Source organism: Methanoregula boonei 6A8 (genome assembly GCF_000017625.1).
Classification (GTDB): domain Archaea; phylum Halobacteriota; class Methanomicrobia; order Methanomicrobiales; family Methanospirillaceae; genus Methanoregula; species Methanoregula boonei.
The window spans coordinates 91,807-110,521 of sequence record NC_009712.1 but is presented as its reverse complement, the minus strand read 5'-3'; the positions used below and the strand labels follow the sequence as shown (position 1 = coordinate 110,521).

20 protein-coding genes are annotated in these 18,715 nt (G+C 56.0%); 9 read left to right on the top strand and 11 right to left on the bottom strand.

Annotated elements, in window-relative coordinates; genetic code table 11:
- Nucleotides 1-7: 7 nt before the first annotated feature.
- From MBOO_RS00615 to MBOO_RS00605, 3 genes are all read right to left on the bottom strand, one after another.
- Nucleotides 8-460, bottom strand: a complete 453-nt coding sequence (locus tag MBOO_RS00615) for a hypothetical protein (protein WP_011991132.1) — start codon at nucleotides 458-460, stop codon at nucleotides 8-10.
- Nucleotides 461-474: 14 nt separating this feature from the next.
- On the bottom strand, nucleotides 475-963 hold the full coding sequence (locus MBOO_RS00610; RefSeq protein ID WP_011991131.1) for a hypothetical protein: 489 nt from the start codon (nucleotides 961-963) through the stop codon (nucleotides 475-477).
- 72 nt (nucleotides 964-1,035) lie between these two features.
- The gene (locus MBOO_RS00605; protein ID WP_011991130.1) at nucleotides 1,036-2,241 is read right to left on the bottom strand and encodes an HD domain-containing protein; all 1,206 of its coding nucleotides are present in this window, start codon (nucleotides 2,239-2,241) and stop codon (nucleotides 1,036-1,038) included.
- 42 nt (nucleotides 2,242-2,283) lie between these two features.
- On the opposite strand from MBOO_RS00605, the gene cofD reads away from it, so the two are divergent.
- The 4 genes from cofD to MBOO_RS00585 all read left to right on the top strand — a co-directional run bounded on the left by cofD (nucleotide 2,284) and on the right by MBOO_RS00585 (nucleotide 6,453).
- On the top strand, nucleotides 2,284-3,192 hold the full coding sequence (cofD, locus tag MBOO_RS00600) for a 2-phospho-L-lactate transferase (protein WP_011991129.1): 909 nt from the start codon (nucleotides 2,284-2,286) through the stop codon (nucleotides 3,190-3,192).
- 115 nt (nucleotides 3,193-3,307) lie between these two features.
- Nucleotides 3,308-4,240, top strand: a complete 933-nt coding sequence (locus MBOO_RS00595; protein ID WP_011991128.1) for a PEGA domain-containing protein — start codon at nucleotides 3,308-3,310, stop codon at nucleotides 4,238-4,240.
- Nucleotides 4,241-4,388: 148 nt separating this feature from the next.
- Entirely contained in the window at nucleotides 4,389-5,576 is a 1,188-nt protein-coding gene (locus MBOO_RS00590) for a HEAT repeat domain-containing protein (protein WP_011991127.1), read from the top strand.
- 217 nt (nucleotides 5,577-5,793) lie between these two features.
- Nucleotides 5,794-6,453: a TMEM175 family protein gene (locus MBOO_RS00585; protein ID WP_011991126.1), complete on the top strand. Its 660-nt coding sequence runs from the start codon at nucleotides 5,794-5,796 to the stop codon at nucleotides 6,451-6,453.
- A gap of 60 nt (nucleotides 6,454-6,513) precedes the next feature.
- On the opposite strand, the gene ruvB is transcribed toward MBOO_RS00585, so the two are convergent.
- The 3 genes from ruvB to ruvC are packed head-to-tail and all read right to left on the bottom strand — an operon-like array spanning nucleotide 6,514 to nucleotide 8,598.
- Nucleotides 6,514-7,521, bottom strand: a complete 1,008-nt coding sequence (ruvB, locus tag MBOO_RS00580) for a Holliday junction branch migration DNA helicase RuvB (RefSeq protein ID WP_011991125.1) — start codon at nucleotides 7,519-7,521, stop codon at nucleotides 6,514-6,516.
- The gene (ruvA, locus tag MBOO_RS00575) at nucleotides 7,518-8,123 is read right to left on the bottom strand and encodes a Holliday junction branch migration protein RuvA (protein ID WP_011991124.1); all 606 of its coding nucleotides are present in this window, start codon (nucleotides 8,121-8,123) and stop codon (nucleotides 7,518-7,520) included. Before ruvA ends, ruvB begins: the two co-directional genes overlap by 4 nt.
- 4 nt (nucleotides 8,124-8,127) lie before the next feature.
- Nucleotides 8,128-8,598 carry a crossover junction endodeoxyribonuclease RuvC gene (ruvC, locus tag MBOO_RS00570; RefSeq protein ID WP_011991123.1) on the bottom strand — a complete coding sequence of 157 codons (471 nt, stop codon included), beginning with the start codon at nucleotides 8,596-8,598 and terminating at the stop codon, nucleotides 8,128-8,130.
- A 136-nt stretch (nucleotides 8,599-8,734) separates the two neighbouring features.
- Between ruvC and MBOO_RS00565 the strand changes: the two genes are divergently transcribed.
- The 3 genes from MBOO_RS00565 to MBOO_RS00555 all read left to right on the top strand — a co-directional run bounded on the left by MBOO_RS00565 (nucleotide 8,735) and on the right by MBOO_RS00555 (nucleotide 11,489).
- Nucleotides 8,735-9,328, top strand: coding sequence for a hypothetical protein (locus MBOO_RS00565; protein WP_011991122.1), 594 nt, complete (start codon nucleotides 8,735-8,737; stop codon nucleotides 9,326-9,328).
- 48 nt (nucleotides 9,329-9,376) lie between these two features.
- On the top strand, nucleotides 9,377-10,291 hold the full coding sequence (locus MBOO_RS00560) for a polyphosphate kinase 2 family protein (protein WP_011991121.1): 915 nt from the start codon (nucleotides 9,377-9,379) through the stop codon (nucleotides 10,289-10,291).
- 127 nt (nucleotides 10,292-10,418) lie between these two features.
- Entirely contained in the window at nucleotides 10,419-11,489 is a 1,071-nt protein-coding gene (locus MBOO_RS00555; RefSeq protein ID WP_011991120.1) for a cobalamin B12-binding domain-containing protein, read from the top strand.
- A gap of 1 nt (nucleotide 11,490) precedes the next feature.
- On the opposite strand, the gene ftsA is transcribed toward MBOO_RS00555, so the two are convergent.
- Nucleotides 11,491-12,846, bottom strand: coding sequence for a coenzyme F390 synthetase (gene ftsA, locus MBOO_RS00550; RefSeq protein ID WP_011991119.1), 1,356 nt, complete (start codon nucleotides 12,844-12,846; stop codon nucleotides 11,491-11,493).
- 109 nt (nucleotides 12,847-12,955) lie between these two features.
- Nucleotides 12,956-13,465, bottom strand: coding sequence for a hypothetical protein (locus MBOO_RS00545; RefSeq protein WP_011991118.1), 510 nt, complete (start codon nucleotides 13,463-13,465; stop codon nucleotides 12,956-12,958).
- A gap of 179 nt (nucleotides 13,466-13,644) precedes the next feature.
- On the opposite strand from MBOO_RS00545, the gene aspS reads away from it, so the two are divergent.
- A complete protein-coding gene (aspS, locus tag MBOO_RS00540) occupies nucleotides 13,645-14,937 on the top strand; it encodes an aspartate--tRNA(Asn) ligase (RefSeq protein ID WP_011991117.1) in 1,293 nt (430 codons plus the stop codon).
- Nucleotides 14,934-15,836: a methionine synthase gene (locus MBOO_RS00535; protein ID WP_011991116.1), complete on the top strand. Its 903-nt coding sequence runs from the start codon at nucleotides 14,934-14,936 to the stop codon at nucleotides 15,834-15,836. Before aspS ends, MBOO_RS00535 begins: the two co-directional genes overlap by 4 nt.
- A 143-nt stretch (nucleotides 15,837-15,979) precedes the next feature.
- On the opposite strand, the gene MBOO_RS14030 is transcribed toward MBOO_RS00535, so the two are convergent.
- The 3 genes from MBOO_RS14030 to MBOO_RS13685 form a co-directional block, all read right to left on the bottom strand.
- Nucleotides 15,980-16,243 (bottom strand): hypothetical protein, encoded by a 264-nt coding sequence (locus MBOO_RS14030; protein ID WP_048068173.1) that lies wholly within the window; start codon nucleotides 16,241-16,243, stop codon nucleotides 15,980-15,982.
- A complete protein-coding gene (locus MBOO_RS00525) occupies nucleotides 16,203-16,487 on the bottom strand; it encodes a hypothetical protein (RefSeq protein WP_011991115.1) in 285 nt (94 codons plus the stop codon). Before MBOO_RS00525 ends, MBOO_RS14030 begins: the two co-directional genes overlap by 41 nt.
- Nucleotides 16,488-17,795: 1,308 nt before the next feature.
- A complete protein-coding gene (locus tag MBOO_RS13685; protein ID WP_011991114.1) occupies nucleotides 17,796-18,080 on the bottom strand; it encodes a hypothetical protein in 285 nt (94 codons plus the stop codon).
- Nucleotides 18,081-18,715 lie beyond the last annotated feature (635 nt).

Sequence of the window (18,715 nt, the reverse complement as noted above, 5' to 3'; positions counted from 1 at the left end):
AGAGGTATTATTTCCGGACCGGGCCAAAGAACCGGTACCTTACCTTGGATTCCTCGATATTGCGGGCATGGGACGGGTTGAGATCCCGGCGGGCCTCAATTACGAGGGTATTGAGGATATTGTGGAGCCTGAGGGTATCGAAGTCTTTTTCCTTGTGTTCGTTTAAGAAATCGAGCAGGTCACTCACGCTTTTGAGGACACCCGAGCTTGCGATCAGGTTGAGGCGGTTGAGGGTGAGCGCCAGGTTCCGTTTTGCGATATCCAGCTTGTAGCTGTCATTACCGGCAAGGTTGATGTCGGTCACGGCATTGAGCAGGTCGGTATAGGTCCTGAGTTTGTAGCTGCTCTCATGCATCCTCCGCTCCGCAGTGCGGAGCCGCAGGAAGGTAATCGCCACGATAATAATTACGAGAATAAACCCGCCCGTTATAACCAGCGTGTCTCCTGTGATATCTGCCATGGTTCGTGTCCACCCTAGGGAAGCCGTTGTGCCACTGTCAGGTCTACCTTGACCAGGGAGCCGGTCAGGGCAAACTTGTAGAGTCCCGGCGTATACATGGGGTATTGCTGGAATGAGTCATTAAGATATGTCCAGGTGTAGGTCTGGGAGTTCATGCTGTCGAGGTTGGTTACCTTGATCGCGAACTGGCAGTCCTGGGAAGTGTTGGTGAGTTCGGTGACCTTATACGAGATCGCCCACGAAGGATCGGCAATCCTGATCTGCTCGGAGTACGTATTATTCAAACCGGAGAATGCATACGAGCGGGACAGGTACTGATTACCCAGCGAAAGCGTCGGCAGGGTCGTAATGGCTGACGGGGAAACGCTCGGCACCGCCGTGGTGAGAGGCAGTGGTGTTGGTGTTGCAGTTATCCCCGTTCCCTGGGATCCGGTTTCTGTACACCCTGCACAGAAGAGAGCAAAGATCACAAGGATCATGCTGGGGATCAGGTAACGATTCATCTGCGATAGTGTTGGAAAAAACGACTATTTGAGAGTATTCATTTTTCGGCCCGGGCAGTTGGTGCAGAGAAATCAGAAAAGGGTACCCTGACGGGTGGGTTTTTTCACATGCAGGATCTCTGTGGCGGCATCGGCCACTGCCGCCCGGTGCTCCGGAAGGGTATACACCCCCAGCCGCCACTGCTCCCGCCGGGTCTCATTGAGCATCTGCAGGCGGGGAGAGAACTCTGCAAACCCGGTGGTGGTATCCCGGTTCTTTACCTGTACCTCAAGCGTCATCTCCCCCGGAGGCGGCGGGATATCCACCAGCACATCGTTTTCACGGCAACCGGCCGTTTCGGCAATCTCCCTTGCCACATCGCGGGCCCGATCCAGGGTCCAGCCGGTCTGGAATGCAGCCGCGTTCACCTGGTCCTGCCCGGCATACACGGCCCGTTTGTAAAGCCGTCGTTCGTACAGCCTGCCGGCAATCTCCCGGGCAAGGGTGCTTTGCGATCGCCGAAGGTCAAGCATACATTCCCCATCGTCAAGGGCGCAGATACGTTCAAAGCCTCCGGCCGGATCGGTCGCCATATGACTGAGCAAGGCCAGCTGGAACATGCATTCACCGATACGGCTGACATGATGGTAGTATACTGTCGGGCGCATCAGGGTCCGGGCAATGAGCAGGGATTCTGCGGCATTGATACCATTTTCATCAAGTACGACACCGTCAGGTGTCAGGTGCAGGTTCATAATGAGACGGTGGGCATCCACCGTGCCGTACGGTGCACCGGTATAGTACGCATCGCGGAGCAGGTAATCCATCCGGTCTACATCGAGATCCCCGTGGATGATCCCCGAAAGCCGGTGGCGGCCCCTGACCACATCTCCGATCTCGCCCGGGCTGATCCCGAGAGGTTCAAGGAGCGAGCCGAACTGCACTTCCACGATCCCGGCAATATCATCGTGGGTGCGTCCGAGCCATGCTTCCATGAGAGGTTCGCTTGCATGGGAGAAGGGGCCGTGTCCCACATCATGGAGGAGGGCGGCGGCCACCACCAGCCGGCGCTCGTCGTCTGCAAGATCGAATTCCCGGCAGGCAATTCCGGCCAGGTGCATGGTGCCTACCGAATGCTCAAAGCGCGTGTGGGTGGCGCCGGGATACACAAGGTACGAAAAGCCGAGCTGCCGGATATAGCGCAGGCGCTGGATGCCGGGGGCGTCGAGGAGAGGGAGGATATCCTCGTCCACCTCCACATAGCCATGAACCGGGTCCTTGATGATCTTGGGACTCACTCTAAAGAATCTTCATATACATCGCATAAAAGTATTCTAGTAATGATTACGTTCCTTTCCGGGGGCACCGGTACCCCCAAGCTGCTCCGCGGGATGCAGAAAGTGACGGACCGGCACGAGATCTCGGTCGTGGTCAATACCGCAGAGGACATCTGGATCTCCGGCAACCACATATCCCCCGATGTCGACACGGTCATGTACCTGTTTGCCGGGGTTCTCAATACCGATACCTGGTGGGGGATCAGAAACGACACTTTTGTCACCCACGAGGAGATCCTGCACCTGGGCCTGGGGGAGTACATCGCAATTGGCGACAGGGACCGGGCGGTGCATATTGCACGCGGGAACATGCTCCGTGAGGGAATGCGGCTCACGAATGCCACCCGGACCCTCTGCGAGCGGTTCGGTGTCCGGGAGAACGTACTCCCCATGTCGGATACCGAAGTGACTACCCGGGTAAAGACCGAGCTTGGTCTTATCCATTACCAGGAGTACTGGATCCGGTCCCGGGGCCAGATCCGGATCGAGGATGTGGTGCGCTGCTCAAAAGTCCCCCCAGAGAGCTCCGAAGAGGTGATCCAGGCAGTCGAAGCAAGCGATGTGGTGGTTATCGGTCCCTCCAACCCCATCACGAGCATCACCCCCATCCTCGAATGCAAAGGGATCCGGGAGGCCATGGAGGACAAGTACGTCATCGCCGTGAGCCCGTTTATCGGGAATGTCCCGGTCAGCGGCCCGGCTGCGGCCCTGATGCAGGCATCGGGTTTTGAACCGACCTCGGCAGGCACCGCAGCATGTTACAAGGATCTCGTCGATCTTTTTATCCACGACATCCGCGACCCGGTGGAGATGCGAGAGGCGATCCGGCTGGATACGCTGATGACCGGGGAAGAGAAAAGTATCGGGCTCGCAGAGCAGATCCTTGCCCTTGCAAAGAGGGCAAAAGCGTAATTTCTGTAAATCCGCTCTCTTTTTTAGTATACCTCTTTGTCATCCAGCCCGGGTCCGTTTACATAAGTATTTTAATCGATCATCATGATAACCTCTCCAGTGTAAAGGAGAAGAAATGAAGCGGCTTCTCATCGTTTTGGCCCTGATTGCCTGTATTCTTATTGCAGGATGCACCTCGATCCCGGCCCCTGCCCAGGAAAAAGGTACTCTGCAGTTTTCGAGCTCTCCTGCGGGAGCACAGATCTACCTTGATAACCAGTACCAGGGTACAACGCCCAGCACCCTCACCGGGGTTGCCACGGGATCCCATATACTTGAGTTCCGCGACGCCGGCTACCAGAGTTATATCACCAATATTACGGTCGCTTCAGGCACATCGAACTATTATGCAGCCCTTACTCTGCTCGCATCACAGACGGTCCAGCCGACATCGGCTGTGACAGGAGGATCAGTTTCCCAGGGTTCCACAAGCGGGATCCAGCCAACTTTAACGATCCAGGCAGGACAAAAAACAATGACCATTGGCACTGCCCAGGCATTCACCGGTACCTGCACAGGGAGCGATACCGTTCTTCTTTATCTCTCCGGCCCGGGCGCATATACCAACGGAGTACTACTTGCGCAGGTTCCTGTCAGTGTGGTTAATACCTGGAATTACACATGGAACCCGGGATACAGGATAATATCCGGCTCGTACACCCTCGTTGCCCTGGACAAGAATAAGACCGTTTCGGCTACCGCACCGTTCTCTGTTGTCGGGGGAGGCAGTGTCAGTGTCATTGCGACCCCCATCACAACAAGCCCCGGTGGGACCGTGACACTTACGGGCCTGTGTACTACAGGATCAAGCGGGATAACCCTGACGTTATACGGCCCGGGACAGCTGGCAAGCGGCATACAGCTGGCAACCCTGACCCTGAACCCGGACAATACGTATTCCTACAGTTACACGTTTGATATCTCCCGCCCGGCCGGCACGTATACAATGACCGTAAGCGATCTGCAGCACACTGCATCAGCGTCAACAAATATCCAGCTGAACAATTAGCACCGTTTTATCCGGGTCTCCCACATTTTTGAAGCAGTCAGAGAAGGAGGGGATTTTTCCATTTGGCTGGCTTTTTAAGACATTCCATGGACATCCGATACCTATTTGAGGGATTTTATACAAACACTGAACCCGAGGCAGAAGATCCATGGCGATCATTAAAAAAATACTCAACATCTTTAAATCCGGGAACCGTGAGGAAGAGGAGGCCCGGCTGCGTGCCCAGAAGGAGCGCTATGAAAACTTCCTCAGGGCACTGACCAGTGGCGATCTGGACACCCGCTGGAATGCAGTGCGCTCCGTTGGCGATCTCGGGGAACCGTTCATCGAACCGCTCATTGGCGGGCTTAAGGACGAGTTCTGGATCATCCGGCGGGGTTCTGCGGATACCCTGGGCAAGATCGGGGCACCCGCTGTCGTGCCTCTGATCGGGGCGCTTGCCGAGCCGGGCGACGATGTCCGGCAGGAAACGATCCGGGCACTCCAGCTGATCGGAGAACCGGCGGTCACTCCTCTTATCCAGGCTCTTAAGCATAACCACCCGTTCATCCGGCGCGGGGCGGTCCAGGCCCTCGGGGTCATGGGAGAAACCCGTGCGGTGCCCAACATCGTTGAGACCCTCAGGGATGCTGACCCGTGGGTCCGGCATGAAGCCGCAGTGGCCCTGGGGAGGATCGGGGATCCGCGTGCCGTCACCCCCCTGATCGAGGCCTTGAACGACCCGCTTGAGCATGTGCGGATGGCTGCAATGGCAACGCTCTGCTCGCTTGGCCAGGTATCGATCGAGCCCCTGATCCAGGCGCTGGTGGACAAGAACGAGGATGTGTCCCGCCGTGCAGCCCTGGCACTTACCACCATCGGAGAATCCGCGGTCGAGCCGCTGATAGCCGCACTGGCCAGCCAGAATGCGGGGATCCGCAAGGAGGCAGCAGGTATCCTTGGCCAGATCGGGAACACCACGGCCATCCCCGCACTCATCGAGAAACTCTCCGATCCCGAACGCCAGGTAAGAATCGAGGTTGTCAGGGCGCTTGCTGCGCTTGGCGTGCCTGCGATCGCCCCGCTCATGCAGGTCTTCCGGGAAGGGGATGTGCGGATGCGCACGGGTGCAATGGAAGCGCTCTGGATGCTTGGCCAGCCGGCAACCACACCGCTCATTATGGTTCTCAAGGACGACCAGAGCGATGTGCGCAAACGTGCGGCCCTCCTCCTCGGAGAGATCGGCGATGCCAAGGCCGCAGACCACTTAAACGGCCTGCTCTCCGATGAGAATGTCTCTGTCCGGCGCGAGGCGTTCGAAGCGCTGGAAATGATCAAGAAACGAAATAATCCATAACTTTTTTTTTAAGATACCCCGGGGCAGCCCGGCACATCGGGAACCCGGACAACAGAGACCGGGTCGTTCTCTGCATCTTTTCGCTGAAAATAGCCGGCGGATGACGAGGTGCTTGGCAGGAGCAGCGCGCCCCGGCAGCAAGAGAGGACCGGAAACCGGGGAACAAAGGGAAATACCTAAAAAAAGAAAAGATCCATTCCGGAGTGGAAGGAATCACATGGAATCAGAAGAGATCCTGAGCGATACCCTCATCTCGAAGAACCGGCTCGAGGCACTGGTGGACGGGGTTTTTGCCTTTGCCATGACCCTGCTTGTGGTTGGCTTAAGCGTTCCCACCATCCCCAAGGCCGAGGCTGCAACCGAACTGCCCGCGTACGTGGCCTCCATGTTCCCGCAGTTCCTCAGCTTCCTGATCGCCTTTTTTATCCTCGCCAGCCTCTGGATCGTCCACCACGAACACTTCCATTTTCTCCGGTCGGTTGACAAGATCGTGCTCTGGCTCAATATCCTGATCCTGATCTTCGTGGTACTGGTGCCGTTCTCCACCAACCTTTCCGGGGATTATCCGCATGTCCCAATCGCGCCCCTCATCTTCCATGCAAACATGCTGATACTCAGCACCCTTTTCCTTATCCACTGGCAGTATATCATCCGGCAGCCGGCCCTTCTCACCGGACCTATCCATCCCGACCGGATCCTGGATGCGGTCATGGACCGGGTCCCGATCATTGTTGCCGCCCTGGTCGGTATGGCCGTTGTCCTTGCAAACGGACCGATCTCTTCCATGTACATGTACCTGATCTTCCCGCTCCTGATGAGGATCGTGATGTGGTATATCCATTCCCGGCGGGCCGCAAAAAGGGCGTCCCCGGCCTGATACCCGCCATTTTCGCGGGCATGGAAGCCCGTAATTTAAAAAAAAAGCCATAGGTTTTTTTTAAAAAAGGGTCTTCTGCGAGTGATTCAGTTTGAGGTGTGCAAGGGCCGCCGGTGTTGTCTCGCGGCCCTGCGGGGTGCGCTTCACAAACCCTATCTGGATGAGGTAGGGTTCGTACACCTCCTCGATGGTCCGGACCTCTTCACCCACCGAGATCGCGATCGTCTTTGCGCCCACCGGCCCGCCGCCAAAATCCCCGGCAATCACCGAGAGGATGCGCCGGTCTATATCGTCAAGGCCCAGCTCGTCGATCTGGAGCAGGGCAAGGCCGGCCCCTGCAATCTCCGCGGTGATCGTCCCGTCCCCTTCCACCACGGCATAGTCCCGGACCCGGCGGAGAAGGCGGTTTGCGATCCGTGGAGTGCCCCGGCTCCGGGACGCGATCACCGCTGCTCCCTTCGGGGTGATCGGGATCCGGAGGATCTCTGCACTCCGCGTTACGATCTTCTCCAGGTCCTCCGGGGAATACAGGTTTAAGCGTATTAACAGCCCGAACCGGTCCCGGAACGGTGAGGAGAGAAGGCCCTGCCGGGTTGTGGCCCCGATCAGCGTGAAACGTTCAAGGGTAAGCTTGATCGAGCGGGCACTGGGCCCCTCGCCGATCATCACATCGATAAAGAAATCCTCCATGGCCGGGTACAGGATCTCTTCGACCACCGGGTTCATCCGGTGGATCTCGTCGATAAAGAGCACGTCGCCGTTCTGGAGCGCGGTAGCAATGGCAGCCATGTCACCGGTTTTTTCGAGCACCGGGCCGGTCGTGGTCCGGATCGCTGCCCCCATTTCCCGTGCTATGATATGGGCGAGCGTGGTCTTCCCGAGTCCCGGCGGACCGGCAAAGAGGATATGATCAATGGGTTCGCCACGCTTCCGGGCCGCCGCGATCGCGATCCGGAGCGCATTCTTTGCCGGCTCCTGCCCGACAAAAGCCTCGAGCGTGGAGGGGCGGAGCGTGATCTCGTCGGCATCATCCGGGACCGGCTCCGGGGAGATGACCCGTTCGCTCACCGGTGCTCTCCCTCCTTGAGGAGCCGGAGCGCGGCCTTTACGATCTCCTGGACCGTGGGCGCAGCCAGTCCCCGTGCGGCAGAGGCAACCGCATCGTACGAGGCCGCTTCGGCAAACCCGAGTGAGACAAGAGCACTTGCCGCATCGCGAAGGGTTGCATCCTGGCGGCCGGCGGGTGTATGGGTCATTGCGTCCTGCACCTTCTTCATCTTGTCCCGGAGTTCGAGGATCAGCCGCTTTGCACCTTTCGGCCCGATGCCGGAGATTCGGGTAAGGCTCTTCTCATCGCCAGAAAGAATGGCAAGCACGAAATCCTCAAGGGAGATCTGGGAAAGGATGTTGAGCGCGATCTGCGGGCCGATCCCCGAGACGCCGATAATGACCGTAAAGAGTTCGAGTTCGCTCTCGTGCAGGAACCCGTAGAGAGTAATCGCGTCCTCGCGCACTGCCATGTATGTGTGGAGTTTTACCTTTGTGCCCGCACCCGCGATCTCACGGACCTCAGGTTCCGGCACATGGACCCGGTACCCGATACCATTGACATCCAGCACGACCCACCGGTCGCCGGTCGCGGCCGGTGTCCCCTCCAGGTACGCGATCATTGTACTATCTCATGACGTGGATATGACATAAGGCAATCGAAAGGGCGTCCGCCGCATCGTCCGGCTGCGGTACCTCGTGGAGGCGGAGGAGGCGGGTGATCATCTGCTGCACCTGCGCCTTGTCCGCCCGGCCCGATCCGGTCACTGCCTGCTTGACCTGGTTTGGCGTATATTCGGTGACCGGGATCCCCCGTTCCTCAGCGGCGAGGAGGACAATCCCCCGGACCTCGCTTACCCCCATTGCGGAGGTGACGTTCTTTGAAAAAAAGAGTTTCTCCACTGCAAGGGCATCAGGAGGATAGCGTTCGAACAGGGAGGCAAGGCCGCGGGAAATCTCCAGCAGGCGTTCGCCCGGCCGGGCCCCGGCCCGGGTCTCCAGGCAGCCGTAGCAGAGGGGGACGGCAGTGCCCCGCTCCGCCCGGATCACCCCGTAGCCGAGCCGCGCAAGCCCCGGATCAATGCCAATGACCATCATGCCCGAAAAAGTCCCCGGATCCTATCTACTGTTACGATACCTGCCCATAAAATCCTCTGTTTTTTAAAATAATCCACGGGACGCGGGGGATAAGTTCTATGTAGGCGGGATGATAATAAGGGTGTAGTGGTTATCCATGAAGAATGTCAGTCGTCCGACGTACTCGTACCTCATCCTTGTGATCGGGCTCATTGTCATCGACACGCTGCTGGCATGGGTCTCTGCCGGGATATCGCATCTCATCAGCCCCACCCTTCCCGCCGGCGTTGCCGTGATCGCGCTTGCCGCCGCGTTCATGGTGATCTTCACGCTCTGGTTTGGCATGTACGGTGCAATAGCCGCATACGTGGGGGGCCTGTTTGGCGCCAGTATCTTCGGCGGAATGTCCGGTTCGGTTGCGCTCTACCTCTCGCTTGCAAATCTCTGGATGGTGCTGGTTCCGCTTGCCGCATTCCGCATCTTTGAGGCAAACGCGGCCATTGAATCCCGGCGCGATCTCTTCCACCTTGTCCTCTTTGGGGCAATCCTCAACAACATCATCGCGGCCGCATGGGGTTCGATCTCGCTTGCGGTGGGCGGCGTAATTGGCTGGAACGGTATTATGGCCGCGTTCGTACCGTGGTTTGCAGGAAATGCGATCTTTACCATCATCATTGCCCCGCTGGTGCTCAGCCGGTACACACCCCGGGCTGAAAAATCAAAGGTCTTTGTGAGGAACTTCTGGTTCTGACCGGTTCTTCCGGGCTGATCAGAGGTACAGCGACAAAGGGAGGCAGTCATGGACGTCAGCGGACCGAGGGTCAGGAAATATCTCAGGCAGTTTGTTGCAGATCCCACAAAAAAGATCCGGCTTAAGAAGTACGATACTGCAAGGGTGCCAAGAAAGGAACTCAGCGCAGAAAGCGATGATGAGGCAAAGGCGCTGCTCAAGGACCTTCTGGACAAAAACCGCCAGGAACTGGCACGGGCGCAGGATCTCCTGGCCGCATCCGCCCAGTACAGCATCCTGATCGTGCTCCAGGGAATGGACACCTCGGGAAAAGACGGTACGATCCGGCACGTGATGTCAGGGATCAATCCCCAGGGCTGTGCAGTCCACTCGTTCAAGGTGCCCGGTGCTGAAGAGCACGCACACGATTTTCTCTGGCGGTACGAGAAAGTGCTGCCCGAACGCGGGATGATCGGCATCTTCAACCGCTCGTACTACGAGGACGTGCTCGTTGTCCATGTGCATCCCGACCGGATGGAATCGCTCCCCGCGGCAATCGGGCCGGAAAATGCCGGGTTCTGGGAGGGGAGATACAAGGACATCAATGCCTTTGAGAAGCACCTGGTCCGTAACGGCACGGTTGTTTTGAAATTCTTCCTTCACATCTCCAGAGACGAACAGAAGCGCCGGCTGCTGGACCGGCTCAGCCACCAGGAAAAATTCTGGAAGTTCTCCTTTACCGATATTGCAGAACGGCAGTACTGGGACCAGTACCAGGTGGCGTACGAAGAGATGCTCTCGGCAACCTCAACCGAATATGCCCCGTGGTTTATCGTTCCTGCGGACCACAAGTGGGTGGCCCGGACCGTGGTTGCCGAAGTGATCGCCTCGGCGATTGAGGGGCTCCACCTTTGCTACCCGGTCTTTCCCGATGAAAAAATCCGGCAGCTCGAAAAAGCAAAGGCGGCCCTGGAGCGGGAATAACCGGACCTGCTATTTTTTCCTCCCTGCCCTATGCCAAACGCGCGGGGGGCTATTTTGCGGGATCGCTTCCGGGAACGGCAAAGATAATATCGATCCCGTAAGGATTCTTGATCAGGAGCGGGCACGATTGTCACAGGCGCGACCTCTTGCGGTATACCACCCGGTTAAACTGGACCGGGCCGGGCTTTCAAAAGAGGCCTTTGACCGGCTCCGGAAAGATTCCCCGGCGCTGTTTAAGGAGTCAAGCGCGTACCAGCTGGCCCGGGCAGAGGAAGACCTCGCAGATCACCTTGGTGCGCTGCAGGATTCCCTGTCCACCGGCAGGCCGGCCCTTTTCCTGGATTACGTACGGCGGGCCTGCATCTTTTTTTCTATCCGGCACCTCTCGCCGCACTATCTCCCGGACAGCCTCCTCGCACTGCGGGAAGTAATTGATGAGCACCTGACCGGGGATCTCCGGGTCAATGCTGATGCATTCCTGAAAAAAGGAATCGCAGCTGCACGGGAAACACCGATCGTACCTCCTGACTGTTTTGATGACCGCGATCCCCTGTCAGGAACCGCCCGGGAGTATCTCGATGCGCTGGTAAAAGCGGACCGGGCACCGGCCACAACGATCCTTGCCGATGCGGCAGCTTCCGGGGTTTCGGCGGATGATCTCTCCCTCCGCGTTCTTGTCCCGGTCTTAGAAGAGACCGGGCGGCGCTGGCTGGTGCAGGAGACAAGCGTAGCAGAGGAACATTATATCTCGGCTGCCGCTGCCGCCGATCTCTTCCGGCTCAACGAACGCGCCCGTGCAGAACACCCCACGGTTCCCCGGGGAAAATCCGTTATCGTTGCCGCAGCAGAGCAGGATCTCCACGCAATCGGGATGCAGATGGTTGCCGGGTTTTTTGAACGGGATGGCTGGGATACGTATTACATCGGGCCAAATACCCCGGCACAGAGCCTGATCCATGCGGCCCGTGACCGGAAAGCGGATGTAATTGCGCTCTCCTGTTCAATGCCCGCGTACCTTTCGGCACTCAGTTACCTGATCCGCTCGCTCCGGGCCGATCCGGCAACGGCACATGCAAAGATCCTTGTGGGCGGCCGCCCGTTTGCCACAGACCCGCCACTGTGGCACCAGATCGGGGCCGACGGGTACGCAAAAGATGCAGCCGCGGCAGTTGCAGAGGCACACCGGCTCACCGGATAGATCATGCCGTACGGCGATCGGTCAGCCGCCGGGGCCGCCCCTTTGCTACCTGCAGCTCAAGGCCCCCGGGCCGGACAAACGAGAATTCGAGAACAAGGGACTGGTCGGCAAGGAACGGTGCGAGCGTGCGCCGCCGCCGTGTAAGGCAGGCGGTAAAGGTCTCGGCTACCTGCCGCTGATCGATCTTTTCCGGGTCCGGGCATTCCATAGCCGTTTTGATGATGACCTTTCCCGGGGCACTTCCCCCGTACACAAATGCTTCGTACTCCCCGGTGAGTGCCTCCATGTTCCCGTGCTGGAAGACAGAGGCCTCGATGTCCACCCGGTTCACCGGGGTGCCAAAGATCCGGACGATCTCGGCCTCCCGCTGCGGGGGGGTAATCCGCATATGCGTCCGGCCGCAGGCGCACGTGGTGCGGGAGAGGATCGTTGTGGTGTCTTCCGTATCGTAATTGAGAAGGAGCATCCCGGCCTTTGCCCCCTTGGGCAGGAGGGTGGTAAGAACCGCACGCCCGGGACTGCCATCGGAAACAAAGTCCTGCATCTGCGGATCGTACATATCAAGGTGGACAAGGTCCTCGGGCACGTGGAGCCCCGAGACTGCCGTGCACTCCCCGCACATGGTCCCCTCGGTGCTGCCGTACGTGTTGTACACCGGGCAGTCCCACACACCGGCCAGGTATTCCCGGGACTCATCTGCAAAACTCTCTCCCCCGACAATCAGCCGGGTGAGCGAAGTTTCCTTTGGGTCAAGCCCCTCGGCCTCAAGTCTCCGGGCCAGCCGGAGGAGCTTGAATACGCTGCCCACAATCGCGGTGGGGCGGTACGCGGTGATCACCCGGGATGAAAAACTGCATTTCCCAAACGGGATGATGGTCATGCCGATCCGCCGGGCCGCAAGGGTCATGGTGTTTGCGCCCACGTTCATCCCGTACGATGCACAGACAACTACCCGGTCCCCGGCCCCGAGCCCCTGCGAGACAAAACTCCGGGAATATTTTTCCGCATACCGCCTCCAGTCATCCCAGGCCAAAAAGAAACTCTTGGGGGTTCCGCTTGTCCCGCTCGTCTCCTGGATGGTGAATATGTCGCCCCAGCCTGAGGAGAGAAACGAGAAGTCCGGTGTTGCCGGCGGCTGGTGCTCGCGGATGGTCTTTCCCGTGATAACCGGCAGGGTGAGGAGGTCCTCGTGGACCCGGATCCCGGCGGGATCAATGCCGTTTTCCCGGAACCAGTGCCGGTAAAACGGCGAATGCTCGTTTGCATACTGCACCGTATACCGTATCCGCTCATCGATCAGGGCGTCCAGGTCCGCCCTGCCCATTGTCTCGGTTGCGGTGTTGTGGTAGCCGGGCATAGCAGATAAGAGAGATTGGAGAAAAAGAGGCTTTATAGGTTATTGTCCGGCTGCCGGTGCCCCGGGAGCCCGGCGAAAAAAGTAAAACCGGGGGAAATGGTATGTCCCGTTACGCCTGCGTTGCTTTTACCGATGACGGGATCAGCCGGTCGAGCAGGAAGGACGGGATCTTCTGCGAGCTTGCTACGGTGAGGTCGAAGTTGTCCAGCGAGCCGGACGAGCCCAGATACTGTAGCGTGAGCTGGAAGTCGGCGGAAAAGATCGGGATCCCGAATATCGAGATCGTGGCGTGCCGCGGGCTGATGACCCGGGTCTGGCCGACCGCCAGCTGCTCGCGGTTGCCGTCAACGTCGGTTGTCACAGAATCGTTGTATGCCATCACCGCGATCCGGCTGCTGCCGATCGTAACCGCATTCCCGTCCGGCAGGGAGACCGAATAATGGTTCGCAAACGGGAGCGAAACCCCCGTGGTATCGGTGGAGACCGACATTGTAAACGTCAGGAGGCCGACAACCGCAATGACAATCACAAGGCCGGCTATAATGCCCAGCAGGAGTTTGGCATGAGGCGCCGTGCCACCCGGCTTGTGGCCGGGTGCGTGGGGAGACGGGTCGGACATAGTACCCTATTCTCCGGCACGGGCGATAAACATGAAGGGTGGAACGATTTTTCCCGTCACAGAGGGATAATATCCTTCTTCTTCCCGGTTTACCCCATGAGATTCAGCCGGATATACACCCGCAGGATATCCGCCCATAAAATCCATTATCCCTCCCGTACCATTGTACTAGGATTTTGATGCATATACCCATACAATCAGTCACACCCCAAAGCGGCCATGCAGAGATCTGCGGATGGGTCCACGAGGAGAGGGACCTTGGCGGACTCGCGTTCTTTTTGATCCGCGACCGTACCGGGATCATCCAGGTGACCATCCCCAAAAAGAAAGTCTCAGAAGAAGTCCTTCTTGCCGCAAAGAAAGTCTCGCGGGAGTCCGTGGTCCGGATCGCCGGCACGGTAAAGGCAGTGGAGAAAGCGCCGGGCGGCAGGGAGATTGTCCCGGACAAATTCGAGATCATCAACCTCGCAGAAACTCCGCTTCCCCTTGATGTCTCGGAAAAAGTCGGGGTAGAGCTCGATACCCGGCTTGATGCCCGGTTCCTTGATGTGCGGCGCCCCCGGGTGGCCGCGGTCTTCCAGATCCGCAGCGCAGCGCTCTTTGCGGTCAACGAGTTCCTCCACAAAGAGGGCTTTATCAGCATCACCACCCCGAAGATTGTTGCCGCAGCAACCGAGGGCGGGACCGAGCTTTTCCCGATCGCGTACTTCGACAAGGAAGCATTCCTCAACCAGAGCCCGCAGCTCTATAAGCAGATGATGATGGCCGGCGGCTTTGAGAAGGTGTACGAGATCGGGCCAATCTTCCGGGCCGAGGAGCACAACACCACCAAGCACCTCAACGAAGCCACCAGTATCGATATCGAGGTCTCGTTTGCCGACCACCATGACGTAATGAAGACGCTCGAACACCTGATCGTCACTACCTATGAGTACGTGAACAAGACCTGCAGCACCCAGATTGCAAACCTTGAGATCGACAATTTTGCCGTGCCAAAGGCCCCCTTTACCCGGCTGCCGTACGGCGAGGCAATCGGGATTGCCCAGAAGAAATCCGGCGAGCCGATCAAGTACGGCGACGATATTTCTGCCGCGGCAGAGCACGCGATCGGCGACGAGATGGGCGCCCACTACTTCATTGTGGACTGGCCCACCGAGATCCGGCCGTACTACGCGATGCCGTACGAGGACGACCCCTCCATCTGCAAGGCGTTCGACCTCATGCACCCGAGAATGGAACTCTCCAGCGGGGCACAGCGCGTCCACCAGTACGATCTTCTCGTGCAGCAGATCAAGAAAAAGGGCCTCAACCCCGAGAGCTTCGAATTCTACCTGCGCCCGTTCCGGTACGGGATGCCGCCCCATGCAGGATGGGGTCTTGGCGCAGAACGGCTGATTATGACCATGCTCGGACTCTCAAATGTCCGCGAAGCCGTCCTCTTCCCGCGTGACATGCACCGCCTCGTGCCATGAAAGCGTACTTCGTCAACAAGGTCTTAGCGACAACGGTGGTCGGGAGCTACCCCGTGGTGAAAGGCTCGGGCATTTCCTCCTTTTTCGATCCCTTCAAGGCCGCAGTAGAGACCGCGGTTGCCGACCAGGTGAATGCCGGCATCGATATCATCTCCGACGGCCAGGTGCGAAACGATATGATCCCGCTCTTTACTGCACGGCTGCCCGGGATCAAGGGACAGGACGTTGTAGGGAAAGTCCAGCCGGCCTCGGGTGCAATCACCGCCGGCGACGCGAAATACGCACGATCCAAGAGCCCGTATGTCAAGGGCGTCCTCACCGGCCCGTCATCCATTGCCCACGGCCTCCACATCGGCACGCCGATGTACCGGAACAAGGAAGAGCTGGTGCCCGACCTTGCAGCGGCCCTTGCCGTTGAGGCAAAGCACCTGGAAGCGGCCGGCGTCACGCTTCTCCAGATCGATGAGCCGATCTTCTCGACCGGGGTTGCCGATCTTGCTGTGGGAAAGCAGGCCATTGAGGCCATCGCGGGTGCAGTCAAGATCCCGACCTGCATGCATGTCTGCGGCGGGCTCGGAAACGTTATCGACGATATCTTAAAGATCAACGTGCACGTGCTCGACTTCGAGTTCTCGAAAAACCCAGCCAACCTCGCCCTCTTTGGCTCCCGGGATCTCGCGGGCCGGATGATTGGGTACGGCTGTGTGGATTCCACGTCCGAAGCGGTGGAAACGGTTGCGGAGATCAAAAAACGGATCGAGAAAGGCGTCGAAATTTTTGGGGCAAAAGCGATGCTTGTCGATCCCGACTGCGGCCTGCGGATGCGGTCCCGGGAATCCGCGTTCTGGAAACTCAAGAACATGGCAGAAGCGGCCCGGGAAGTACGGCTCGCGCTGTAAATGCCATTAATGATAAAACCCGGTTGCTAAGTTAACCTTTTTTCCGGAAAAATCATTTTCAGTGAAAATATGTTTTTGAGATCTGCCTCGCCACTCGCACCTCCGGTCCCGGGGGACCGGGCGATCGTCGCGACGGGGCCGCATTACCGGAAACGCTTGTACCGCTTGTGCGCTTCCTCAATGGTCATGACCTCCAGAATATGTACGATCCCACCGGGAAGGACATCGAAAAAAGCCGTATAGGAGTGGGAGATGTGCATCCGGCAATGCCCGTTTTCCAGCAATTCGACATCCGGCGCGGTACGCGGGTCCTCAAGCAGGAGCAGATGGGTTTTTACAATCCTGCGATCCTTGGCGGGCAGGTTGTTAATGTACTGCAATGCTTTTTTGTCGATGTTTACCTGCACGTGCTGCCTCTTTTTTGATCGCTGCTATTTCGGGATCGCTGTCAAGAGGTACGAAATCCCCCTCCCGGGCAATACGGTCAAGGTGCTCGATAAACTCGTCCCGCTTCCGGTCCCGGATAAGCCGGTCGACAACATCCCCGAGCCGTTCCCCGGGCTTTTTGTATGAATAGAGTACCTGCTTGATCTCCGCAGACACCATGACCTTCTCGGTCAGCTCGGCACGTTTGTCCATTACATCTGTCATATTTTCCCGGTCACCTTTTTATGGGCCAAATGTACATTTTAGCCTTTTTGGTATATTAAGACATTATGGACAAAAAGGCCGCGGAGTAACTAAGACGTTCCGGAATCCGCAAGCTCTGAACTCACTCTTTCTTTGAAATCCTCATCTGCGTGATCAAACATTTTTGAAAATCCCCGGCAGCTGAATCGCTCTTTTTCCGGAATTCTCAAGCTCGCGATCCGTTCTTTTTGAAAATCCTTAAAGATCGCAATCCGATCTTTTCCTAAAAAAAACAAAGACCGTGGAAAGAGCTGATGCATCGTCAATTAATGTCCCGAAACTTCGGGCTGATCAATAAGACATATGCCGAAATCTCATAACCGTTCTCCCCGGGAAAACCCGAAAAATACGCCCGTAAAACGCTCCTTTTCGGTTCGCATGGAAAATACGCATTTAAATCGATTTATTTGCCAAAATAAGCCCAAATTGGGCCCCATATAATGCCCTTTGGCGGGCAATAGCGGCCAATCCGGCAGCATCTTTTTCCGGGATCGGACAATTGCCTGTTTTGACTGAGATCGGCCCGTAAAACGCGTTTATGAGAACTTTTTATTTCGTCCGATTGGAAAAATACGGCCAATACGGGCTTGTTTTTAAACGGAGCCCGATACGGGCTCCGTTGGGAACCGCTGGAATCCGGAAAAGGGTAATCCGGGCTCAATACGGGCCCGGAATAGTGTATCTCAGATCAGGTCCCTGGGGGGGTGGATACACCCTCGCTCCTGCAGGACGGGCAGGAATTTGCCCGGACTCGCCGAATCGCAACCGGATTTTTTTTGAAACTCTCAGCTCATGCCCGGAACTTTTTTTGAAAATCTTCCGCAACTGAGCCGGACAATTTTTAGGAAAACGGGGCCATCCAGCTGCATGAGCACAGAGCCGGGCCGATCGTTTTTGCGATCAATCGGTCCGACCAATTTTTTTGCGGACCATACAATGGGGGGGAGGGGGCTACCTTTGATCCATGTGTGCGGAGGGTCGCCCCGACCATTTTTGAAAACGGTCGGACCGATCGATTTTGAATTTGATCGGACCGACCAAATCCGCTCGCCTGAACCTCCAGTGGAAGCACACGCAATAACACTGGAACAAATGGGGTGACCCCGACCGATTTTGAAATTGATCGGTCCGATCAATTTTTTTTGCGGAGCGTAAAGTGGGGGAGGGGGGTGACCAAATTTTTTGGAGGTCGGGGTTGCCGATCATGATGGAGGGGAGAGGCGAGCGTTTTCCGGGATAACACATTTTTAACTGTGAGAAATCAAAAAATTAGTTTCTAAAAATTTCTTTGATTTTTGCTAATTTACATTTGTATTGATAATATATTACGCACATTAAAATAATAAATCCTATTGAAATACAAATTGTCCTTATATCTGAAGGACCTAAAATTCCAATAAAACCTACCTCTACAGCTGATGCAACGCTTACCCCAGTTAAAACCATTGATTCTAAATTTAATTCTAAAGTAATTTGCTCAATTTGCTTTTTTCGAGTAATTTCATCAATTTTTTGAGGAACGTTTAAGCCATTTTTAATTCCATTTGATGACATAATTCATATTTGGTTTCCGATAAAATATATCTTTCTTTTTATAATACTTTGTTGGAATCTATTGTAGATGAATTCTGCTATAATTAATTGTATATGGGCCTATCTTTTGCCATTATTATAACAATTTTGCAATTATGAAAAGAAAGTATCAATCTTGATATCGCGATTTTTTCCTTAAAATTTAACAAGAAAGATTATAATTTATATACGTAGGTTAATAATGCATATTTATGACTATAAAATAACGTTCTGGAAAATACACAATGCACGTATATGGTGATGGTGATATAATTGTCGAATCTGTGGATCACCCGAATCAATCTGTAGCTATATTTGATCCGAATGAAGTTATAAAATTACTCAAACTTCATTCTACTGAATCGGATATATTCAAAATACTCAAATCGCGTTTTAATGATACAATTGAAATTAGTAAAATAACCGTTGAATGTACACCTAAAAAATAACTTAATCGTTAACATTTTTTTGCTAATTCTGTGAAATATATATGAGCTCAAAAAGATTATTATTCTTCAAAAACACTCTCAATTATGCCACCAAAAACCACGAAAGGGCAAATACAGAAGGCAATTTCTAATGACGGCAGAAAAGATTCCCAAACGGTAATTCGTGAA